The sequence below is a fragment of the Stenotrophomonas sp. CASM110 genome (assembly GCF_049384345.1).
GTDB lineage: Bacteria > Pseudomonadota > Gammaproteobacteria > Xanthomonadales > Xanthomonadaceae > Stenotrophomonas > Stenotrophomonas muris.
On sequence record NZ_JBMRGI010000003.1, the window covers coordinates 209,019 to 225,900 of the forward strand.

Consider the following 16,882-nt stretch of genomic DNA (forward strand, 5'->3'; position numbering starts at 1 on the left):
CGCACCCTCGTTCCTGATTCCGACTGCCGCCCGAGGCGGCTTGCCCATGCAACATCCCTGCATGACCTGCGGCGCCTGCTGCACCCAATACCGCGTGGCCTTCCACTGGATGGAATCGGACGAGGTCACCCCCGGCGGCGTGCCGCACCAGCTGACCGAGGTGCTGGACCCGCACCGCCTGTGCATGCGCGGCACCCACTCCAAGCCGGTGCGCTGCGTGGCGCTGGACGCGCAGATCGGCGTGTACTCACGCTGCACCATCCACCCCAACCGGCCCAGCGTGTGCCGTGAGGTGGATGCATCGTGGGAGTACGGCAAGGCCAGCCCGCAGTGCGACAAGGCACGCATCGCCTATGGCCTGGACCCGCTGACGCTGGCCGACTGGCGCTGGCGCGATGATGCCGATAATGACGACGATCACCCGGACGACAACGGCAACAGCCCGTCCTCACCGCCGCAGGCACCGGTCGCGGCGTAGTAGTGCCGGCCGCTGGCCGGCAACCTCATGAACCCTTCGGGTGTGCCGACCAACGGTCGGCACCCACCGGAAGAGGAAGGGGTGGGTGCCGACCGTTGGTCGGCACACCGATCAGATCGGGTTGGCGTCCAGGAACGCGCGGATCTCCGGCACCAGCACTTCGTGCTTGTCTTCCAGCACGTAGTGCCCGGCGTCCTCGAAGGCATGCACCTGGGCCTGCGGCAACGCGGCCTGGAAGCCCTTCAGGAAGTGGTGGTCGAACACGAAGTCGCGCAGGCCCCAGCCGAGGAAGGCCGGTCGGTCGGCGAACGACGGCAGCGCCTTGCCGGCCCGCTCCAGCAGCGACCAGGCCTTGTCGGCCGGCGACAGCGGGATGTCCTGCATGAAACGGATGGTGCTGATGCGGTTGGCCCAGCTGTTGTACGGCGACACGTAGGCGCGGCGCACGTCGGCCGGCATCTTCCGCTCCACGCCCAGCCACGAGGCACCGGACGAGAACGCATTGAAGCTGCGGATGATCCACTCGCCGATCTTCCAGTGGCGGCCCAGCGCGATCTGCCACGGCATCGTCTTCGCCGCAGGCATCGGGAACGCGGCGGTATTGAGCACCACCAGGCGCTTGACCTGGTCGTGGTGCGACAGCGCCCAGCCGAAACCGATCATGCCGCCCCAGTCGTGCACCGCCAGGGTCACCGGGCCGGTGATGCCCAGGTGCTTCAGCAGCGCATCGAGGTCGTCAACGCGCGACTGCAGCGTGTACTCGTAGCGGCTGTCATCGGGCTTGTCCGACAGGCCCATGCCGATGTGGTCCGGCACGATGCAGCGGTATGTGTCCGACAGGCCGGCCACCAGCGTGCGCCAGTAATAGCTCCACGACGGGTTGCCATGCACCATCACCACCACTTCGCCATCGCGCGGGCCTTCGTCGAGATAGTTCATCGACAGGCCGGGGCGAACCTCGAAGCGCTGCGGGTGGGCGGGGTAACCGGGAAGATCGCGCATGCGGAGCACCTAGGGAGAGTCGCGGCGCAATGTGGAGCCGAACCGATGCTCGGCTGCTCTCCGGTCCGCTGCGGAAGAGCCGCGCTGCGCGCGTGAGCCGAGCATGGCTCGGCTCTACAGGAGGTCGGGCAGCGGGCTGCTTACCAGACCACTTCAGCCATCGAGCAGTTCAGGCCGGAACCAATGCCCAGAAGTGCAATGCGATCGCCCTTCTTCAGCTTGCCCAGCTGCTTGAGCTTGCTCAGCACGATCGGCACCGAGGCCGGGCCGATGTTGCCGTGCTCGCCGAAGATGGTCATGACCTTCTTCGGGTCGATGCCGAAGTTCTTGATGAACGCAGCGGTGTGCGGCTGGCTGACCTGATGGATCACGAACTGGTCCAGCTCTTCCACGGCCCAGCCCAAGGCGATCTTGGCGGCGGTGAAGGTCTTCTGGGCCAGCTTGATGCCTTCGATCAGCAGCAGGCGGGTATCGGTGACCATGCGGTCCAGATTGCCCAGGCACAGCTGGTTCCACTCGGTGGCCGAACGGGTCACGCCACCCTTGTAGCGGGGTGCATCCGGCACCAGTTCCGAGCGCGCCATCACCATCGCGGCGGCGCCCGAACCGGTGGTCAGGGCGGCCAGCTCGTTGCGGAAGTCGTCGGCGGTGACGTCCGGGGCGGTCATGCGCTCCAGGGTCTTCTCGTACACCAGGTTGGCGGTCTCGCCATCCACCACCAGCGCGTAGTCGATGTCGCCACGCTCGATCATGCGCGCCGCGATATCCATGCCGTTGATGAAGGCCAGGCAGGCATTGGCGACGTCGAAGGTCATGCACTCGTCGCTGACGCCGAGGTTGCCCGACACGATCGAGGCGGTGGACGGCTCCAGGTAGTCGCGGCTGACCGAGGTGTTGACCAGCAGGCCGACCTGCGTCGCATCGATGCCTGCGTCTTCCAGCGCCTTGCGGCCGGCCATGGTGGCGGCATCGGACGCAAGCACGCCGTTGTCCCACAGGCGGCGGGCATGGATGCCGGCGATATCGCCGAGCACGTCGGTGCGGATACCGAGGCGATCCAACGTCGGCTGCAGCCGCTCGTTGATTTCCTTGGTCGTCAGCGTATGCGGCGCATCAACGTGTGCCAGGCCGGCGATCGAGACATTCTTGAAGAGCATCGAGGTTAGCGCCAAGGCTCAGGCAAAAGGGGGCGCTATTCTATAACCCCCGGGGCCTTCACCGCATCTTTACGAATTCAGGCTTGGCCGTATGGTGAAGCGTTCAGCGCGGCGGGCACTGGAACGCGGCGAACCGCTGGCTGCCATCGGCGGGCGCGGCGGCGGCCTGTACGGCGTTGGCGCCAGCACTCGGGGCCTCGTTGCGGGCCAGGGTTTCCAGCTCTTCCTGCACGCGCAGCGGGTTGCGGTTGTAGAAGCCGACCTTGCTCTTCACGGTGACCACCACCTCGCCCTTGGCGATGCAGCCGGCCGGAACCGGACCTGCCGGCAACACGCGGGTCGCCTTGCCGGCCGGTTCGATCGGCACCCAGGTACAGGCAGTGACGGTGAGCAGCAGAGAGGAAAGCAGCAGAACGCGCATGGGCAGATCCTGGAAGGGTATGGGGCGATTCTGCCTGAACAGCCTGAATCGGGGGTAGCCGGGGCCGGGGTCAGAGCCTCCTGCGGGGGATCCGACCCCAGGTCGGCGGAGGGGTCAGAGCCCCCTGCGGGGGCTCCGACCCCTTAAGGGGTTGCCGGCCAGCGGCCGGCACTACCGGGGGAGCCGGCCCGCCACAGGCGGGCCGGGTCGTGCCTTATTTCTTGACCGGGTTGCCCTCGGCGTCGATCACCGTCACCTCGCCCAGGTTCAGCGCGCGTACGGCCGCTTCGGTCTGCTTGAGATCGCCCACCACCACCCAGGTCAGGGCCTGCGGCTTGATCTCGGCAGCGGCCTGCTGCACCTGCGCCGGGGTCATCGCTTCGATCTCGGCCTTGCGACGCAGCACATAGTCGTCCGGGCGCTTGAACTGCACGATCGAACCGATGGTCGCGGCCACGGCACTGGCGGTCTCGTAGGCACCGGGCAGGCTGAGGGTCTGGATGTTGCGGATGCGGTTGACTTCGGCAGCGGTGGCCGGCTTGCTGCCGTCGGCGAATGCGGCGATCTCCTTGCGCATTTCCGCCAGTGCCGGGCCGGTCTTGTCGATCTGCACCGGCGCACTGGCCATCCACGGGCGCTGGCCCACCGAACTGGTCGCGCTGCTGCGCGCGCCGTACGACCAGTGCTTGTCCTCGCGCAGGTTCATGTTCAGGCGCGAGGTGAAGTCGCCGCCGATCACGCCGTTGGCAATGTCGAAGCGGGTCGAACTGGCGGCGCTGGACGGCGCCACCACCTGGCCGGCGAACAGGTTGGCCTGCACCGCACCCGGCTGGTCGATCAGGAACACGCGCGGGCCCTTCGGCAGCGCGACATCGGTGGCCGCCTTCACCTGCGGCGCCTCGCCGGTCGCCTTCCAGTCACCCAGCTGCTTGTCCAGCAGCGGCACGATCTCGGCCAGGGTGGTGTCACCGACCACGATCAGGGTGCCATTCTGCGGGCGCAGCCAGTCGTGGTGGAAATCAACCAGATCTTCGCGGGTGAGGCCGTTGATCGCCGCCTCGTCGCCGCTGCCGGTGAACGGGATGGCGTACGGGTGGCCCTTGCCGTACAGCAGCGGCGGCAGCACGCGCATGGCCACCGCACCCGGGTTCACCTTCTCCTGCTGGATGCCGGCGATCCAGGTCGCCTTGACCCGGTCGATCTCGCCCTGCTCGAAACGCGGTTCGCGCAGCAGGTCGCGGTACAGCGCCAGCGACGGTGCCAGGTTTTCCTTCAGCGCCGACAGGTCCACGCTCATCGAGTCCAGGCCGGCCGAGGCATCCAGGCTGGCGCCCAGTGCGTCGGCGGCGTCGGCGAAGGCCAGCGAACCGAGCTTGCCGGCGCCTTCGGTCATCAGGCTCATGGTGAAGTTGGCGGTGCCGGGCTTGCGGCCCTGGTCGGCGCTGAAGCCGCCCGGGAACTGGTAGCTGAACTGCACCACCGGAATCTCGTGGCGTTCGGCCAGGATCACCTGGGTGCCGTTCTTCAGCGTGGCGCGCTGCAGTGCCGGGAACTTCAGCTGCGGGAACTCGCGGGTCTGCGGCACGCCGGCCTTGCGGTCCACCTGTTCCGGCAGGGTGCTGTACTTCGGGTCCACCGCCGGCACGGTGAACGGCTTCGGCGTCTGGCTCGGTTCTTCCTTCAGCGCCACGCGCTCACCCGGTGCGATCACCAGGGTGTGGCTGCCCTTGTCCAGCCACTCTGCGCCCAGGCGGCTCAGATCGGCGGCACTGGCCTTCTCGATGTTGGCCAGCGAGGTGCGGAAGCAACCCGGGTCGCCGGTGAACACCGCGCACTCGGCCAGCGCATCGGCCTTGCCGCCGAAGCCACCGATGCGCTCGATGCCACGGATGAAGCCGGCACGGGCGCCGGTCTTGGCGCGCTCCAGCTCGGCCGCGGTCGGGCCCTGCTTGATCAGGCGGTCCAGTTCCTCGTCGATGATCTTCTCGACCTTGGCCGGGTCCTGGCCCTGCTTCACGGTCGCCACGATCACGAAGTTGGAGCCCAGCTGCGAGGTCGACAGGCCCGAGCCGATGCTGTCCACCAGCTTGTCCTGGTGCTGCAGGCGCTGGCTCAGGCGTGAGGACTTGGCGCCGCCCAGCACTTCGGAGAACAGTTGCAACTGGTCGATGTCGGCGGTGCCGACCTGCGGCACGTTCCAGGCGCGGTAGATGCGCGCCTGCGGCACCTTGTCGGTCATCGTCTCGCGGGTATCGGCACTGCGCTTGGCCACGTTCACCGCCGGCTGCGCCATGGTCGGGCCAGCAGGGATGCTGCCGAAGTACCTGGCGACCTTCTCCTTGGCGGTGGCCAGATCGATGTCGCCGGCCAGCACCAGCACCGCGTTGTTCGGGCCATACCAGGTGCGGAACCAGGTCTTCACGTCATCCAGCGAGGCCGCGTTGAGATCGTTCATCGAGCCGATCACGCCGTGGTGGTACGGGTGGCCAACCGGATACAGCGCCTTGTTGATCTGGTCCCAGGCCTGGCCGTAGGGCTGGTTCTCGCCCTGGCGCTTCTCGTTCTGCACCACGCCGCGCTGCTCGTCCAGCGCAGCCTGGTCGATCGCACCGACCAGATGGCCCATGCGGTCCGACTCCATCCACAGCGCCATGTCCAGCGCGGTGGTCGGCACGTTCTCGAAGTAGTTGGTGCGGTCGGTGTTGGTGGTGCCGTTCTGGTTGGTGGCACCGACCTGCTTGAACGGTTCGAAGAATTCGCCGTCGTGGTTCTCGCTGCCCTGGAACATCAGGTGCTCGAACAGGTGCGCGAAGCCGGTGCGGCCGGCCGGCTCATCCTTGCTGCCCACGTGGTACCAGACGTTGACCGCGACGATCGGCGCCTTGCGATCGGTATGCACGATCACGCGCAGGCCGTTGGGCAGGGTGAACTGCTCGTACGGGATATCGACCTTGGCCGGTGCCGTCGGCCTGGCGGCAAGCGCGGAGGTGGGCGCAAGCGTGCCCAGGGCGGTGCTGAGGGCGACGGCCAGCAATGCGGCGCGCGGGCGAAGGGCGAGAGACATATCCGGATCCTTGGTCACATAGGTGAATCCCGATCCTAGCCTGCGCAGGCAACGGCAGGAATCGGTCGCCAGTCACTGGGGGTGTTTGCCCTGAAGGCCATCCGGCCCGGCCCCAGCCGGGGGGCGTGAACCGTCACATGTGCCGGCTGAAGGCGTCCGGACAGTGTCCGCGGCATATCGAATGGACAGGTGTCCGCCCACCGGACACTTTTCGATTGATAAAAAACCCTTGTAAATCAATGAATAAAAGTTGGCACGGGGATTGCTTGGTACTTCCTGCGCCAGGAAGGGCTTCAGACGCAAACTGACTGAAGACTGAACAAATGCAGGAAATCGAAAATTCTTCTTGCATCCCCAGAATTGGTGTACTACCTTACTACCACACCACTGATCACCAACACTAAACAGGCCCCGTCATGAACGCCAAGACCATTGCCATCGCCATCGCCCTGATCGCCGGCACCGCGGTTGTTTCGTCGGTGCAGGCCTCCGAATCCATCAAGACCCTGGCCACCGTGCAGGTTCGCCCGGCCGCCGACCAGCTGGCCCAGCAGGCCTGGGAACAGGCCAGCGGCATCCCGACCCTGGCCACCGTGGAAGTGCGCCCGAGCGCCGACCAGCTGGCCGAGCGCAACGGCTACGTCGCCGCCCCGGTCGCCGCCGCGATGCCGATCACCACCCTGGCCTCGGTGGAAGTGCGCCCGAGCCTGGAACAGCGCGTCGCCCTGGCCGCCGAACTGGAAGCCCAGCGCTACGCCGCCACCCTGGCTGCCGCTGCCACCAGCGTCGCCAACCAGGTGATCGTCAACCTGCCGGCCCTGCAGGTGCGTCCGAGCGCTGCCGACCTGCAGGCCCTGGCCACCGAAACCGCCCAGGTCCTGCTGCGCCCGTAAGCGGTGCCGCCCTGCCCAGCGCAGGGCGTGCGCCCTAGAGGCGGCCGCCGTCGCAGGTACACTGCGCCGATGAATGCCGCGCCCCCGTTCCACGTAATCCTGTTCCAACCGGAAATCCCGCCCAACACGGGCAATGTGATCCGGCTCTGCGCCAACACCGGCGCGCAGCTGCACCTGGTCGAGCCGCTCGGCTTCGCACTGGAAGACAAGCAGCTCAAGCGCGCCGGCCTGGACTACCACGAGTACTCGCGCCTGCAGGTGCACCCCGACCTGGACACCGCGCTGGCGCGGATCGCACCGAAGCGGTTGTTCGCCCTGAGTACGCGTGCCAGCGTCCGCTACGACAGCGTGGCGTTCGAAGATGGCGATGCCTTCCTGTTCGGCCCGGAAAGCCGTGGCCTGCCGCAGGACGTGCTCGATGCGCTGCCGGATGGCCGCCGCCTGCGCCTGCCGATGCGGCCGGGCAACCGCAGCCTCAATCTTTCCAACACCGTTGCCGTGGTGATGTACGAGGCGTGGCGGCAGCATGGGTTTGCCGGCGGCGCGTAAACCGCTCCGGGGTGGCTGTGGATCGCCGCTGGTGGGTGTGACCTGCTTCTGGTGAGTGCGGACCTTGGTCCGCACTGTTCCCCGGTCGCGTGCCGAAGGAGTGTGCCAACCAAGGTTGGCACCTACCAAAGACAGGTCAAGGCGGCTGCAGAAACTTCTGGAAAGATGTGCCAACCAAGGTTGGCACCCACCGGAACCAGGTTTCAGAACGCGTTGATGCCGGTCAGTTCGCGGCCGATCACCAGCTGGTGCACGGTCTCGGTGCCTTCATAGGTGATCACCGATTCCAGGTTCAGTGCATGCCGGATCGCCACGTGTTCGGTGGTGATGCCGGCCCCACCCAGCAGATCGCGACATTCGCGGGCGATGTCGATCGCCATGCGGCAGTTGTTCCATTTGGCCAGGCTGACCTGCTGCGGCTGCAGCTGCCCGGCTTCCTTCAGGCGGCCCAGCTGCAGGGCCAGCAGCTGCGCGGTGGTGATGCGGCGGGCCATTTCGGCCAGCTTGATCTGCGCGCTCTGGGTGGCCGCCAGCGGGCGGCCGAACAGCACGCGCTCCTTGGCATAGCCCAGCGCTTCATCCAGGCAGGCAACGGCGGCACCGATCGGGCCCCAGCTGATGCCGTAACGGGCCTGGGTCAGGCAGCCCAGCGGCCCCTTCAGGCCCTTCACGTTCGGCAGGCGATGGCTGTCGGGCACGCGCACGTCATCGAAGAACAGCGCGCCGGTCAGCGACGCGCGCAGGCTCATCTTGTGCTTGATCTCCTGCGTGGTGAAGCCGGCCATGCCCTTCTCCAGCACGAAGCCCTGGATGCCGTCCTCGGTCTGCGCCCAGACGATGGCCAGGTCGGCCACCGGGCCGCTGGTGATCCACATCTTGCTGCCGCTGATGCGCCAGTCGCTGCCGTCGCGCACCGCGCGGGTCTTCATGCTGGCCGGATCGGAACCGCCATGCGCCTCGGTCAGGCCAAAGCAGCCGATCAGCTCGCCGCGTGCCATCGCCGGCAGCCACTGCTGGCGCTGTTCCTCGCTGCCGTAGGCATAGATCGGGTACATGCACAGCGAGCTCTGCACCGAGACGAAGCTGCGCAGGCCCGAATCGCCGCGCTCCAGCTCCTGGCAGATCAGGCCGTAGCTGACCGCACCCAGATCACCGCCGCCGTATTCGGCCGGCAGGGTGGCGCCCAGCAGGCCCAGCGAGGCGATCTCCGGCACCAGTTCAGAGGGGAAACGGGCCTGGTCGAAGGCATCGCCGATGATCGGCAGCACGCGCTCGTTGGTGAAGCGGGCGACGCTCTCCTGCACCGCGCGCTCTTCCTCATTGAGCAGGGAACGGACATCGAACAGATCGTACGGATGCAAAGCCATGGCACTCACGCGCAGTCAGGACCCGGCCATTGTCGGTCATCCGGGCAGAGCGTGCCGACCAGGGTCGGCACCCACCCGGGCCGCAGCCTTACGCTGCACCGCAGCAATCGTGACGTGAACATCGGCGATCTAGCTCGATCACGCGCGGCCCGGTACCCTGACACATTCAAACAACCGTTTCGCCCGTGGCCGCACGCGCGATTCCCAGGCACCGCCGGTGGCCCCGATGCCGGCCCTACCCACGAGTCATGCAATCGATGAGCGCTGAAGCCAACGCCCTGCCCCCGCGTGAAGTAATGGAGTTCGACGTGGTGATCGTCGGCGCCGGCCCCGCCGGCCTGGCCACCGCGATCCGCCTGCGCCAGCGCGCGCTCGAAGCCGGCCGCGAGTTGTCGGTGTGCGTGCTGGAGAAGGGGTCCGAACCAGGCGCGCACGTGCTGTCTGGTGCGGTGATGGATCCGCGCGCGCTGACCGAGCTGTTCCCGGACTGGGCCGAGCGCGGCGCACCGCTGAAGCAGAAGGTCACCCGTGACGAATTCCTGTTCCTCAGCGAAACCGGCGCGCGCAGCACGCCCAACGCGCTGCTGCCGGAGTGCTTCCACAACGAAGGCAACTACATCATCAGCCTGGGCGAAGTGACCCGCTGGCTGGCGCAGCAGGCCGAGGCGCTGGAAGTGGCGATCTTCCCCGGCTTCGCCGCAGCCGAGGTGCTGTACGGCGACAACGGTGAAGTGATCGGCGTGGCCACCGGCGACATGGGTATCGAGAAGGATGGCAGCATCGGCCCGGCGTTCGAGCGCGGCATGGCGCTGCAGGCGAAATACACGATCTTCGCCGAAGGCGCGCGCGGCCATCTCGGCCGCCAGTTGATCGCGCGTTACACGCTGGACGAAGGCAAGGACCCGCAGGCCTACGGCATCGGCATCAAGGAGCTGTGGCAGATCGACCCGTCCCGGCATGAGCCGGGTCTGGTGGTTCACGCCGCCGGCTGGCCGCTGGACAGCGACACCTACGGCGGCGCGTTCCTGTACCACGCCGACGGCGGCAAGGTCGCCATCGGCTACGTGGTAGGCCTGGACTACAGGAACCCGTGGCTGAGCCCATTCGAAGAGTTCCAGCGCTTCAAGACCCATCCGTCCATCCGCAAGCATCTGGAAGGCGGTACCCGCATCGGTTACGGCGCGCGTGCGATCACCGCCGGTGGCCTGCTGTCGCTGCCGAAGACGGTGTTCCCGGGCGGTGCACTGGTCGGCTGCGAGGCCGGCTACCTCAACGCCAGCCGCATCAAGGGCAGCCATGCCGCGATCAAGACCGGCATGCTGTGCGCCGACGCCGCGTTCGACGCGCTGGCCGCCGACCGCCAGCACGATGAACTGAGCGCCTACCCGAAGGCGTTCGAAGCCAGCTGGCTGTTCACCGAACTGCAGCAGGCCAAGAACTTCAAGCAGTGGTTCAAGAAGGGCCAGACCGTGGCCACGCTGATGACCGGCGTCGAGCAGTGGCTGCTGCCGAAGCTGGGCGTGCGCAACCCGCCGTGGACCCTGCACCGCACGCAGCCGGATCATGCCTGCCTGGAACCGGCCGCCAAGCACACCCGCATCGCCTACCCGAAGCCGGATGGGGTGCTGACCTTCGACCGCCTCAGCTCGGTGTTCCTGAGCAGCACCAACCACGACGAGAACCAGCCCAGCCACCTGACGCTGAAGGACCCCGGCATTCCGGTGAAGGTGAACCTGGCCGAGTACGCAGGCCCGGAAGCCCGCTATTGCCCGGCCGGTGTGTACGAGTTCGTTGGCGAAGCCGACAACGCGCGCCTGCAGATCAACGCGCAGAACTGCGTGCACTGCAAGACCTGCGACATCAAGGATCCGACCCAGAACATCGTCTGGGTGACCCCGCAGGGCGGCGGCGGCCCGAACTACTCGGGCATGTGATCGCCCCGGGCTGCGACCGTGTGTCGCAGCCCGACCGCTCCACCGCACCGCTATCCTGCCCACCCATGCGTGCCTGCCGCCTGCTCACCGCCGTTGCCGTGGCCCTGCTTGCCACGGCCTGCCAGCGCCCGCCCGCGGTGCCGGCCACGCCCGAACAGGCCCGGCAGCAGGCCATGCAGCGCGCGTTCGAACTGTGTGCCGGCTGCCACACCGTGCAGCCCGGTGGCATCCACCGCTTCGGACCCAACCTGCACGGCGTGATCGGCCGCCGCGCCGGCAGCCTGCCCGACTATGGGTATTCCGACGGCATGCGCCGCGCCGACATCACCTGGACCGCACAGACGCTGGATACCTTCCTGCAGTCACCCACGCACCTGGTGCCGGGCACCCGCATGTACAACGCCTTCCCCAGCGCAGAACGCCGCGCCCTGGTGATCGCCTACCTGCAGCAGCAGTCGGCTCAGTGAGCCAGGCGCTGCAGCTGTTGCTGCAGCCGCGCCACGAACGTCGTTACGGTGGCGAACAACGGCGCCGTATCGGCCTCTGCCGCATCCTGCAGGCGCTCGACCAGGGCATTGGCCTGCTGGGCCAGTGCCGTGGCCCCGATCGCCCCGAGCCCGCCGGCCTGGCGATGCAGGTGCAGCGCCGCAGCCTGGCGGTCGCCAGCCTGCACGGCGCGCTGCACGGCGGCCAGGTCACCCTCGCTGGCCTGCAACAGGCTGTCGCGCAGCTGCTCGGCCACCACGCGCGAGCCGAAGCGCTGCTGCAGGGTGGCCAGATCAGGCAATGCTTCACCGTCGTCGGCGGCAACCTCCGGCACCGGCACCTCGAACGACTGGCCCTGGGCCTGCGGCAGCCAGCGCAGCAGCGCCGCACGCAGCGTGGCCAGCGACAGCGGCTTGGCCAGTACCTCGTCCATGCCGGCCTCGCGGCAGCGGCGCGCATCGTCGTCCAGCACGCTGGCGGTCAGCGCCAGCACCGTCAGCCGCGGCTGGCCGGTACGGCCCTCGCGTTCGCGCAGCAGGCGGGTGAAGCCAAATCCATCGAGTACCGGCATGCGGCAGTCGGTGATCACCAGGTCGAAGCTCTCCGACGACAGGCGATCCAGCGCCTGCTGGCCATCGCCCAGCAGCACATGGGGCACGCCCAGCTGCTGCAGCCGCCACGCCATCATCGCCTGGTTGGTCGGGTGGTCCTCGATCACCAGCACCCGCGCCTGGCGCAGCGCGGCGGGCAGCAGCGCGGACTGGTCCTGCTCGGCCAGCAGTGCCGCCGCGTCCTCGCTGCCGGCCTCCACCAGCGATACCCGCACTTCGGCGCGGGTTCCTTCGCCCAGCGTGCTGTGCAGGGTCAATTCGCCCTGCATCATCTGCACCAGTCGCTGGCAGATGCTCAATCCCAGGCCAGTGCCGCCGTGGTCACGCTGGATGTAGGCACCGGCCTGCGTAAAGGGCGCGAACAGGTGCTGCAGTTGTTCCGGTGCGATGCCGATGCCGGTGTCGGTAACGCTCAGGCACAGCGGTTGCACGCCGTCTTCGCTGGTCGGCCCCAGCACCTCCAGCTGCAGGCGCACCTCGCCCTGTGCGGTGAACTTGATGGCATTGCTGAGCAGGTTGAACACGATCTGGCGCAGCCGCACGCCGTCCACTTCGTGGGCCGGCGCCAGCTCGGGATCGATCTGCACGTGCAGCGCCAGGCCACGCGCGCTGGCCTGGGCCGACAGCAGGCGGCACACGCTCTCCAGCAGGGGCCGCAGCGGTTGCGGCACCGGTTCCAGGCGCAACGCCCCTGCTTCCAGCCGCGAGTAATCGAGGATGTCATCGAGGATCTGCCGCAGCATCTGGGCCGAATCCTCGATAACGCCGAGGATGCGCTGCTGTTCGCTGTCCAGCGGTGAGTGCGCCAGCACCTCCAGCATCCCCAGCACGCCACTCATCGGCGTGCGGATCTCATGGCTCATCGTGGCCAGGAAGCGCGATTTGGCCTCGGCGGCCTGCTCGGCGTCCGCCTTCGCCGCCGCCAGGGCATCGGCCTGCATCCGCGCTTCGCTCACGTCCACCCAGTAACCGCTCCAGATCACCGCGCCCTCTTCGGCGGCATAGGGGTGGGCCTGGCTGCGCACCCAGCGCACGCCCTCCCCATCGCTGCGCAGGCGGAACTCCAGGATCAATGGGGCGAACTGGCGCGCGGCCTGCTCGATGGAGTGCAGGATGTGCGCGCGGTCCTCTTCCTCGATGCGTTCCAGCAACACCCTCGCATCCTGTTCGGCCTGCTGCCGTGTAATGCCGAACAACGCAGGCAGGTCACCGGCGATGAACGGGAAGCTGAGCGCGCCATCGGCGTCGCGACGCGCCTGATAGACCACTGCAGGCAGGTTGTCGGTCACCTCGGCCAGACGCTGCTCCAGCTGGCGACGTCCTGCCACCTCGCGGCGCAGCCGCCAATGGCCGACGCCATGTACAAGCAGCGCGGTCAGCAGCACCAGCAGCACCGGCACGCCCCACCGCAGCACCTTGTTCCAGTCGACACCGTTGCGGTACTCCACCCCCAGCCAGGCATTGCGCAGGGCCTCGCGCTTGCGTGGGGTCATCTGCAGCAGCAGGCGATCGAAGGTGGTAGCCAGTGCCGCGTGGCGGCGGTCCACAGCCAGCACCAGCTGGTCGTTGAAGCCGGCCGGTGCCGCCACCTGCAGCCGCCCCGGGAAACGGCTGCGCAGCAGGTGATCGACCACGGCAAGGTTGCCGATGTACGCATCGGCGTCGCCAGCGAGCAGGCGCTGCAGCGACTGCTCGGCGCTGCGTGCAGCGATGATCCGCGCCTGCGGTGCCTGCTGCAGCACGTAGCCGCGCACACGCTCCGGGTCGGACAGCAGCACGCGCTTGCCCTGCAGGTCAGCCAGGCCCAGCAGCGACTCGCCATCGCTCCTGACCACAATCACGTTCGGCACGCTGATGAAGGGCTGGCTGAACACCCAGTCCGGGCCCAGGTACCGTGAATCGACAGGAATGCCCATCACCGCCTGCAGCTCACCGCGGCGGGCCTTCTCGCGCACCTCGTACCAGTCGTGGCTGTCCTCGACCTGCAGGTTGGCACCGGCCTGCATCAGGCGCTGCAGGTATTCGCTGGCCAGCCCGCTGGGCCGGCCATCCTCGCCGGTGAACGACAGTGGCGCGGCATTCGGGGCGAAACCGATCTTCAACGGCTGCTCCAGCACGCGCTTCTCGGCCTGGCTCAGCGCCAGCTGCGCCGATGCCGACCAGTGCGGCGGTGGCAGCCATCGTTGTGCGAGGGCATCACGCTGGGCCTGGCTGGTGGCCGCCAGCGCCAGGTCCAGGGCTTCAGCCAGGGGTTGCTTGCTGTTGGGAATGCCGAAGTGCAGCCGTTCAGGGGGCAGGTCGCTGGGCCGCAACAGCGCCACGCCCTGCAGGCGCCGGCTGGCAATCAGCTCGGTGGCGACAAAGGCATTGCCGATGTAGACGTCGGCCTTGTCGTCTCTGACCATCTGCAATGCGCTCAACGTGTCGTTTACGACAAGCTGGCGGGCACGCGGGAATCGGGCGCGCACCTGCGGACCGGTCAGGAAATCCTGCTCGACCACCACCCGCAGACCCTCCAGGTCGGGCATGTCGGAGGCACGCAGGTCGTCCGGCCGGCCCACCAGGGCCAGCGGCGCTTCGCTGTAGGCCGCGGTATAGACCATGCAGCGGGTGCGGTCGGCACTGAGGCCGACATTCATCACCACGTCGATCTCGCCACGACATGCCGCATCCAGCACGGATGTCCAGTCCGGATAGCGGCGCGCCTCGACCTTCATGCCGAGCTGGCGTGCAAGATGCGACAGGTAGTCCGGTCCCAGACCGACCTGCTGGCCGTCACGGAGGGACTCGAAGGGCGGCCAACCGCTGTCATACTGCCCGACAACGATGGTCGGATGCGCCACCAGGTATTCGCGCTGCAACGGGCTGAGCGGCAGCAGCCCAGGGGCCGGCTGTGCCTGGGCCACGGGCAGGGCCAGCACCGCCAGCAGCAGGAGCAGCCCGCGAACAGCCCACCTACGCATCTGCGTCGATCTCCTAGAATCCTGCCAGGGACCGCGATGGTCGCGGCCCGGCGTGCCCGATGGCCATACTAGAGCATGAGCTTGCGCATCATCATCGCAGACGATCACCCGGTGGTCCGCATCGGTACCCGCGCCGTCATCGAGTCGAGCGGCGTGGGCCGCGTGGTCGGCGAGGCCGACAGCGCGCAGGCGCTGATGACCCTGCTCGCCAACCAGCCCTGTGACCTGCTGGTCACCGACTACTCCATGCCGGGCAGCCCGCAGGCCGATGGCTTCGCCATGATCGGCATGATCCGCCGCCGGCATCCGGACCTGCCGGTGCTGATGCTCAGCGTCTCCAGCAACCTGGCGATCCTGCGCATGGTGCTCGACAGTGGCGTGCTCGGTCTGGTCGACAAGAGTTCGTCAATGGACGAGCTGCCGCAGGCCATCCAGTCGGTGTACCGCGGCCAGCCCTACATCAGCCGCAGCCTGCGCGAGCGGGTGGACGCGGCCGGCAGCTGGCGCATGCGCGAGGGCGACGGCAAGCCGTTGTCACCACGCGAAGTGGAGGTGCTGCGACTGCTCGGCACCGGCATGACGGTGAAGGAGATTTCGCTGCAGCTGCACAAGAGCGTCAGCACCATCAGCCGGCAGAAGGGCGACGCCATGCTCAAGCTGGGGTTGAAGGGCGACGCCGAATTGTTCGACTACCTGCGTGACGGCAAGATCTGAGACGCACTTCACATCACAGACCCGGCTGCCGCCCCCCCTCTTTGACGGCCTGCGGATCTGTGCCAAGATGGACAGGCATGAGTTCTCAATGCGAGGTCAAAGGAATCGACCGGCTCATGTCCTCGCTCCCGTCCGTGGTGGATGGGGTGCGGCTTCCTGCCGGCCGTCTGGCCCGGCAACGCTGACCATGGAGAGGCGCATGCAGTCCCCCCCCGAGCTACGTTGGACCCTGCCGTTGCGGCCCCTGCGCGCATTCGCGGCATGCCTGCTCGTCTCTCTTTCCGCTGCCGCCTGCAGCGCCGCCGATCCGGCCCCCTCGTCCTCCCGGCCTGCGCCTGCGCAGGCTGCCAAAGCGCCCCGACAGGATGTTGCCCCGATGCAGAACCCCTCTCCCGATGCCGCCGTCACCCCGCCCGACGCGCCGACCGTGATGTATTTCATCTACCAGGTGGATGGCGACGGTGCGACGTCCTATGAGGTCCAGAACGGCAGCGTGGCGACCTTCTGGTTCGGCCACCGCTTCACCCTGGACGGCACCACCTACTACACCGGTTTTTCCTGGGACACCCGCGAGCACTACGGCAAGCCGGGCGAACAGCAGCCGGCCGGCCCCGACGACCGCGCCAATCTGGCCGAGGCCACCTTCGTACTGGCCGGCGGCGACGCGAAGAAGCCGTGGAAGTTCCGTGGCCAGGAATGGACCATCGGTGCGCTCGGCGCCTACGACAAGGCCGACGACGTCGATACCCGGCGCAAGCCGATCGAACACCACACCGCCGACGGCCGCCTGCTGCTGGCGGTGCCGACCAGCAGCTTCGACCGCGGCATCAGCAGCAGCGGCTACGCCCTGCTGCTGTTCAACCCCAAGCGCAGCGAGGACGACCTGGACAGCAAGGTCTGGCGCTACGTCGGCTCGGTGCGCACCGGCGAAGACAACAGCGCGGCCTGCGACGACGGCAACGTGATGCCGTGCACCGACAGCGATGGCGAACTGGCCTTCGTGGCCGATGGCAACGGCCTGCCGCAGCTGACCGTGACCTTCAAGGGCACCACCATCGAAGCCCCGGGCAAGACCCGCGCGCTGGGTGCCGGCGACACCGTGCACTACCGCTTCGACAGCAAGGCCCAGCAGTACATCGCGCCCTGATTTCCATCCGCCGCAGGCGGGTTACCTGTTGACCGACATGTTCTTGACTCACGGATGAGTCCGGTTGGCGATTCGCGGCATCGGCCGCTCCATCAA

The 16,882-nt window shown here is 67.7% G+C and carries 13 protein-coding genes; 7 read left to right on the forward strand and 6 right to left on the reverse strand.

Going from position 1 to position 16,882, the window contains the following annotated elements:
* Positions 1 to 46 precede the first annotated feature (46 nt).
* Positions 47 to 478 (forward strand): YkgJ family cysteine cluster protein, encoded by a 432-nt coding sequence (locus VG561_RS03705; RefSeq protein WP_029380125.1) that lies wholly within the window; start codon positions 47 to 49, stop codon positions 476 to 478.
* Between the two features lie 111 nt (positions 479 to 589).
* On the opposite strand, the gene VG561_RS03710 is transcribed toward VG561_RS03705, so the two are convergent.
* From VG561_RS03710 to VG561_RS03725, 4 genes are all read right to left on the reverse strand, one after another.
* Positions 590 to 1,480 (reverse strand): alpha/beta fold hydrolase, encoded by an 891-nt coding sequence (locus tag VG561_RS03710; protein ID WP_049405193.1) that lies wholly within the window; start codon positions 1,478 to 1,480, stop codon positions 590 to 592.
* A gap of 140 nt (positions 1,481 to 1,620) precedes the next feature.
* Positions 1,621 to 2,637 carry a 3-oxoacyl-ACP synthase III gene (locus tag VG561_RS03715; protein ID WP_014035559.1) on the reverse strand — a complete coding sequence of 339 codons (1,017 nt, stop codon included), beginning with the start codon at positions 2,635 to 2,637 and terminating at the stop codon, positions 1,621 to 1,623.
* Positions 2,638 to 2,740: 103 nt separating this feature from the next.
* Positions 2,741 to 3,058, reverse strand: coding sequence for a DUF4156 domain-containing protein (locus VG561_RS03720; protein ID WP_005407628.1), 318 nt, complete (start codon positions 3,056 to 3,058; stop codon positions 2,741 to 2,743).
* A 214-nt stretch (positions 3,059 to 3,272) separates the two neighbouring features.
* Positions 3,273 to 6,122 carry a M16 family metallopeptidase gene (locus tag VG561_RS03725; protein ID WP_049441774.1) on the reverse strand — a complete coding sequence of 950 codons (2,850 nt, stop codon included), beginning with the start codon at positions 6,120 to 6,122 and terminating at the stop codon, positions 3,273 to 3,275.
* A 416-nt stretch (positions 6,123 to 6,538) separates the two neighbouring features.
* Between VG561_RS03725 and VG561_RS03730 the strand changes: the two genes are divergently transcribed.
* Positions 6,539 to 7,015 carry a hypothetical protein gene (locus VG561_RS03730; RefSeq protein WP_014645542.1) on the forward strand — a complete coding sequence of 159 codons (477 nt, stop codon included), beginning with the start codon at positions 6,539 to 6,541 and terminating at the stop codon, positions 7,013 to 7,015.
* 69 nt (positions 7,016 to 7,084) lie between these two features.
* Positions 7,085 to 7,564, forward strand: a complete 480-nt coding sequence (locus tag VG561_RS03735; RefSeq protein ID WP_049441773.1) for a tRNA (cytidine(34)-2'-O)-methyltransferase — start codon at positions 7,085 to 7,087, stop codon at positions 7,562 to 7,564.
* 203 nt (positions 7,565 to 7,767) lie between these two features.
* Here VG561_RS03735 and VG561_RS03740 read toward each other — a convergent pair whose 3' ends face one another.
* Positions 7,768 to 8,931 carry an acyl-CoA dehydrogenase family protein gene (locus VG561_RS03740; RefSeq protein WP_046427898.1) on the reverse strand — a complete coding sequence of 388 codons (1,164 nt, stop codon included), beginning with the start codon at positions 8,929 to 8,931 and terminating at the stop codon, positions 7,768 to 7,770.
* Between the two features lie 257 nt (positions 8,932 to 9,188).
* Between VG561_RS03740 and VG561_RS03745 the strand changes: the two genes are divergently transcribed.
* Positions 9,189 to 10,865: an electron transfer flavoprotein-ubiquinone oxidoreductase gene (locus VG561_RS03745; protein ID WP_423179377.1), complete on the forward strand. Its 1,677-nt coding sequence runs from the start codon at positions 9,189 to 9,191 to the stop codon at positions 10,863 to 10,865.
* 65 nt (positions 10,866 to 10,930) lie between these two features.
* The gene (locus VG561_RS03750; RefSeq protein WP_014645538.1) at positions 10,931 to 11,332 is read left to right on the forward strand and encodes a c-type cytochrome; all 402 of its coding nucleotides are present in this window, start codon (positions 10,931 to 10,933) and stop codon (positions 11,330 to 11,332) included.
* On the opposite strand, the gene VG561_RS03755 is transcribed toward VG561_RS03750, so the two are convergent.
* Positions 11,326 to 14,925 carry an ATP-binding protein gene (locus tag VG561_RS03755; protein WP_423179378.1) on the reverse strand — a complete coding sequence of 1,200 codons (3,600 nt, stop codon included), beginning with the start codon at positions 14,923 to 14,925 and terminating at the stop codon, positions 11,326 to 11,328. The two genes, VG561_RS03750 and VG561_RS03755, sit on opposite strands and share 7 nt — an antisense overlap.
* Before the next feature lie 75 nt (positions 14,926 to 15,000).
* On the opposite strand from VG561_RS03755, the gene VG561_RS03760 reads away from it, so the two are divergent.
* Positions 15,001 to 15,639 carry a response regulator transcription factor gene (locus VG561_RS03760; protein ID WP_014035550.1) on the forward strand — a complete coding sequence of 213 codons (639 nt, stop codon included), beginning with the start codon at positions 15,001 to 15,003 and terminating at the stop codon, positions 15,637 to 15,639.
* Between the two features lie 376 nt (positions 15,640 to 16,015).
* Positions 16,016 to 16,786, forward strand: coding sequence for a hypothetical protein (locus VG561_RS03765; protein WP_032959390.1), 771 nt, complete (start codon positions 16,016 to 16,018; stop codon positions 16,784 to 16,786).
* The last annotated feature ends 96 nt before the right edge of the window (positions 16,787 to 16,882 follow it).

Bases quoted from the DNA above. Each gene is read 5' to 3' on its own strand.
- VG561_RS03705 (WP_029380125.1), top strand. From the start codon at position 47: ATGCAACATCCCTGCATGACCTGCGGCGCCTGCTGCACCCAATACCGC.
- VG561_RS03710 (WP_049405193.1), bottom strand. From the start codon at position 1,480: ATGCGCGATCTTCCCGGTTACCCCGCCCACCCGCAGCGCTTCGAGGTT.
- VG561_RS03715 (WP_014035559.1), bottom strand. From the start codon at position 2,637: ATGCTCTTCAAGAATGTCTCGATCGCCGGCCTGGCACACGTTGATGCG.
- VG561_RS03720 (WP_005407628.1), bottom strand. From the start codon at position 3,058: ATGCGCGTTCTGCTGCTTTCCTCTCTGCTGCTCACCGTCACTGCCTGT.
- VG561_RS03725 (WP_049441774.1), bottom strand. From the start codon at position 6,122: ATGTCTCTCGCCCTTCGCCCGCGCGCCGCATTGCTGGCCGTCGCCCTC.
- VG561_RS03730 (WP_014645542.1), top strand. From the start codon at position 6,539: ATGAACGCCAAGACCATTGCCATCGCCATCGCCCTGATCGCCGGCACC.
- VG561_RS03735 (WP_049441773.1), top strand. From the start codon at position 7,085: ATGAATGCCGCGCCCCCGTTCCACGTAATCCTGTTCCAACCGGAAATC.
- VG561_RS03740 (WP_046427898.1), bottom strand. From the start codon at position 8,931: ATGGCTTTGCATCCGTACGATCTGTTCGATGTCCGTTCCCTGCTCAAT.
- VG561_RS03745 (WP_423179377.1), top strand. From the start codon at position 9,189: ATGAGCGCTGAAGCCAACGCCCTGCCCCCGCGTGAAGTAATGGAGTTC.
- VG561_RS03750 (WP_014645538.1), top strand. From the start codon at position 10,931: ATGCGTGCCTGCCGCCTGCTCACCGCCGTTGCCGTGGCCCTGCTTGCC.
- VG561_RS03755 (WP_423179378.1), bottom strand. From the start codon at position 14,925: ATGCGTAGGTGGGCTGTTCGCGGGCTGCTCCTGCTGCTGGCGGTGCTG.
- VG561_RS03760 (WP_014035550.1), top strand. From the start codon at position 15,001: ATGAGCTTGCGCATCATCATCGCAGACGATCACCCGGTGGTCCGCATC.
- VG561_RS03765 (WP_032959390.1), top strand. From the start codon at position 16,016: ATGCAGAACCCCTCTCCCGATGCCGCCGTCACCCCGCCCGACGCGCCG.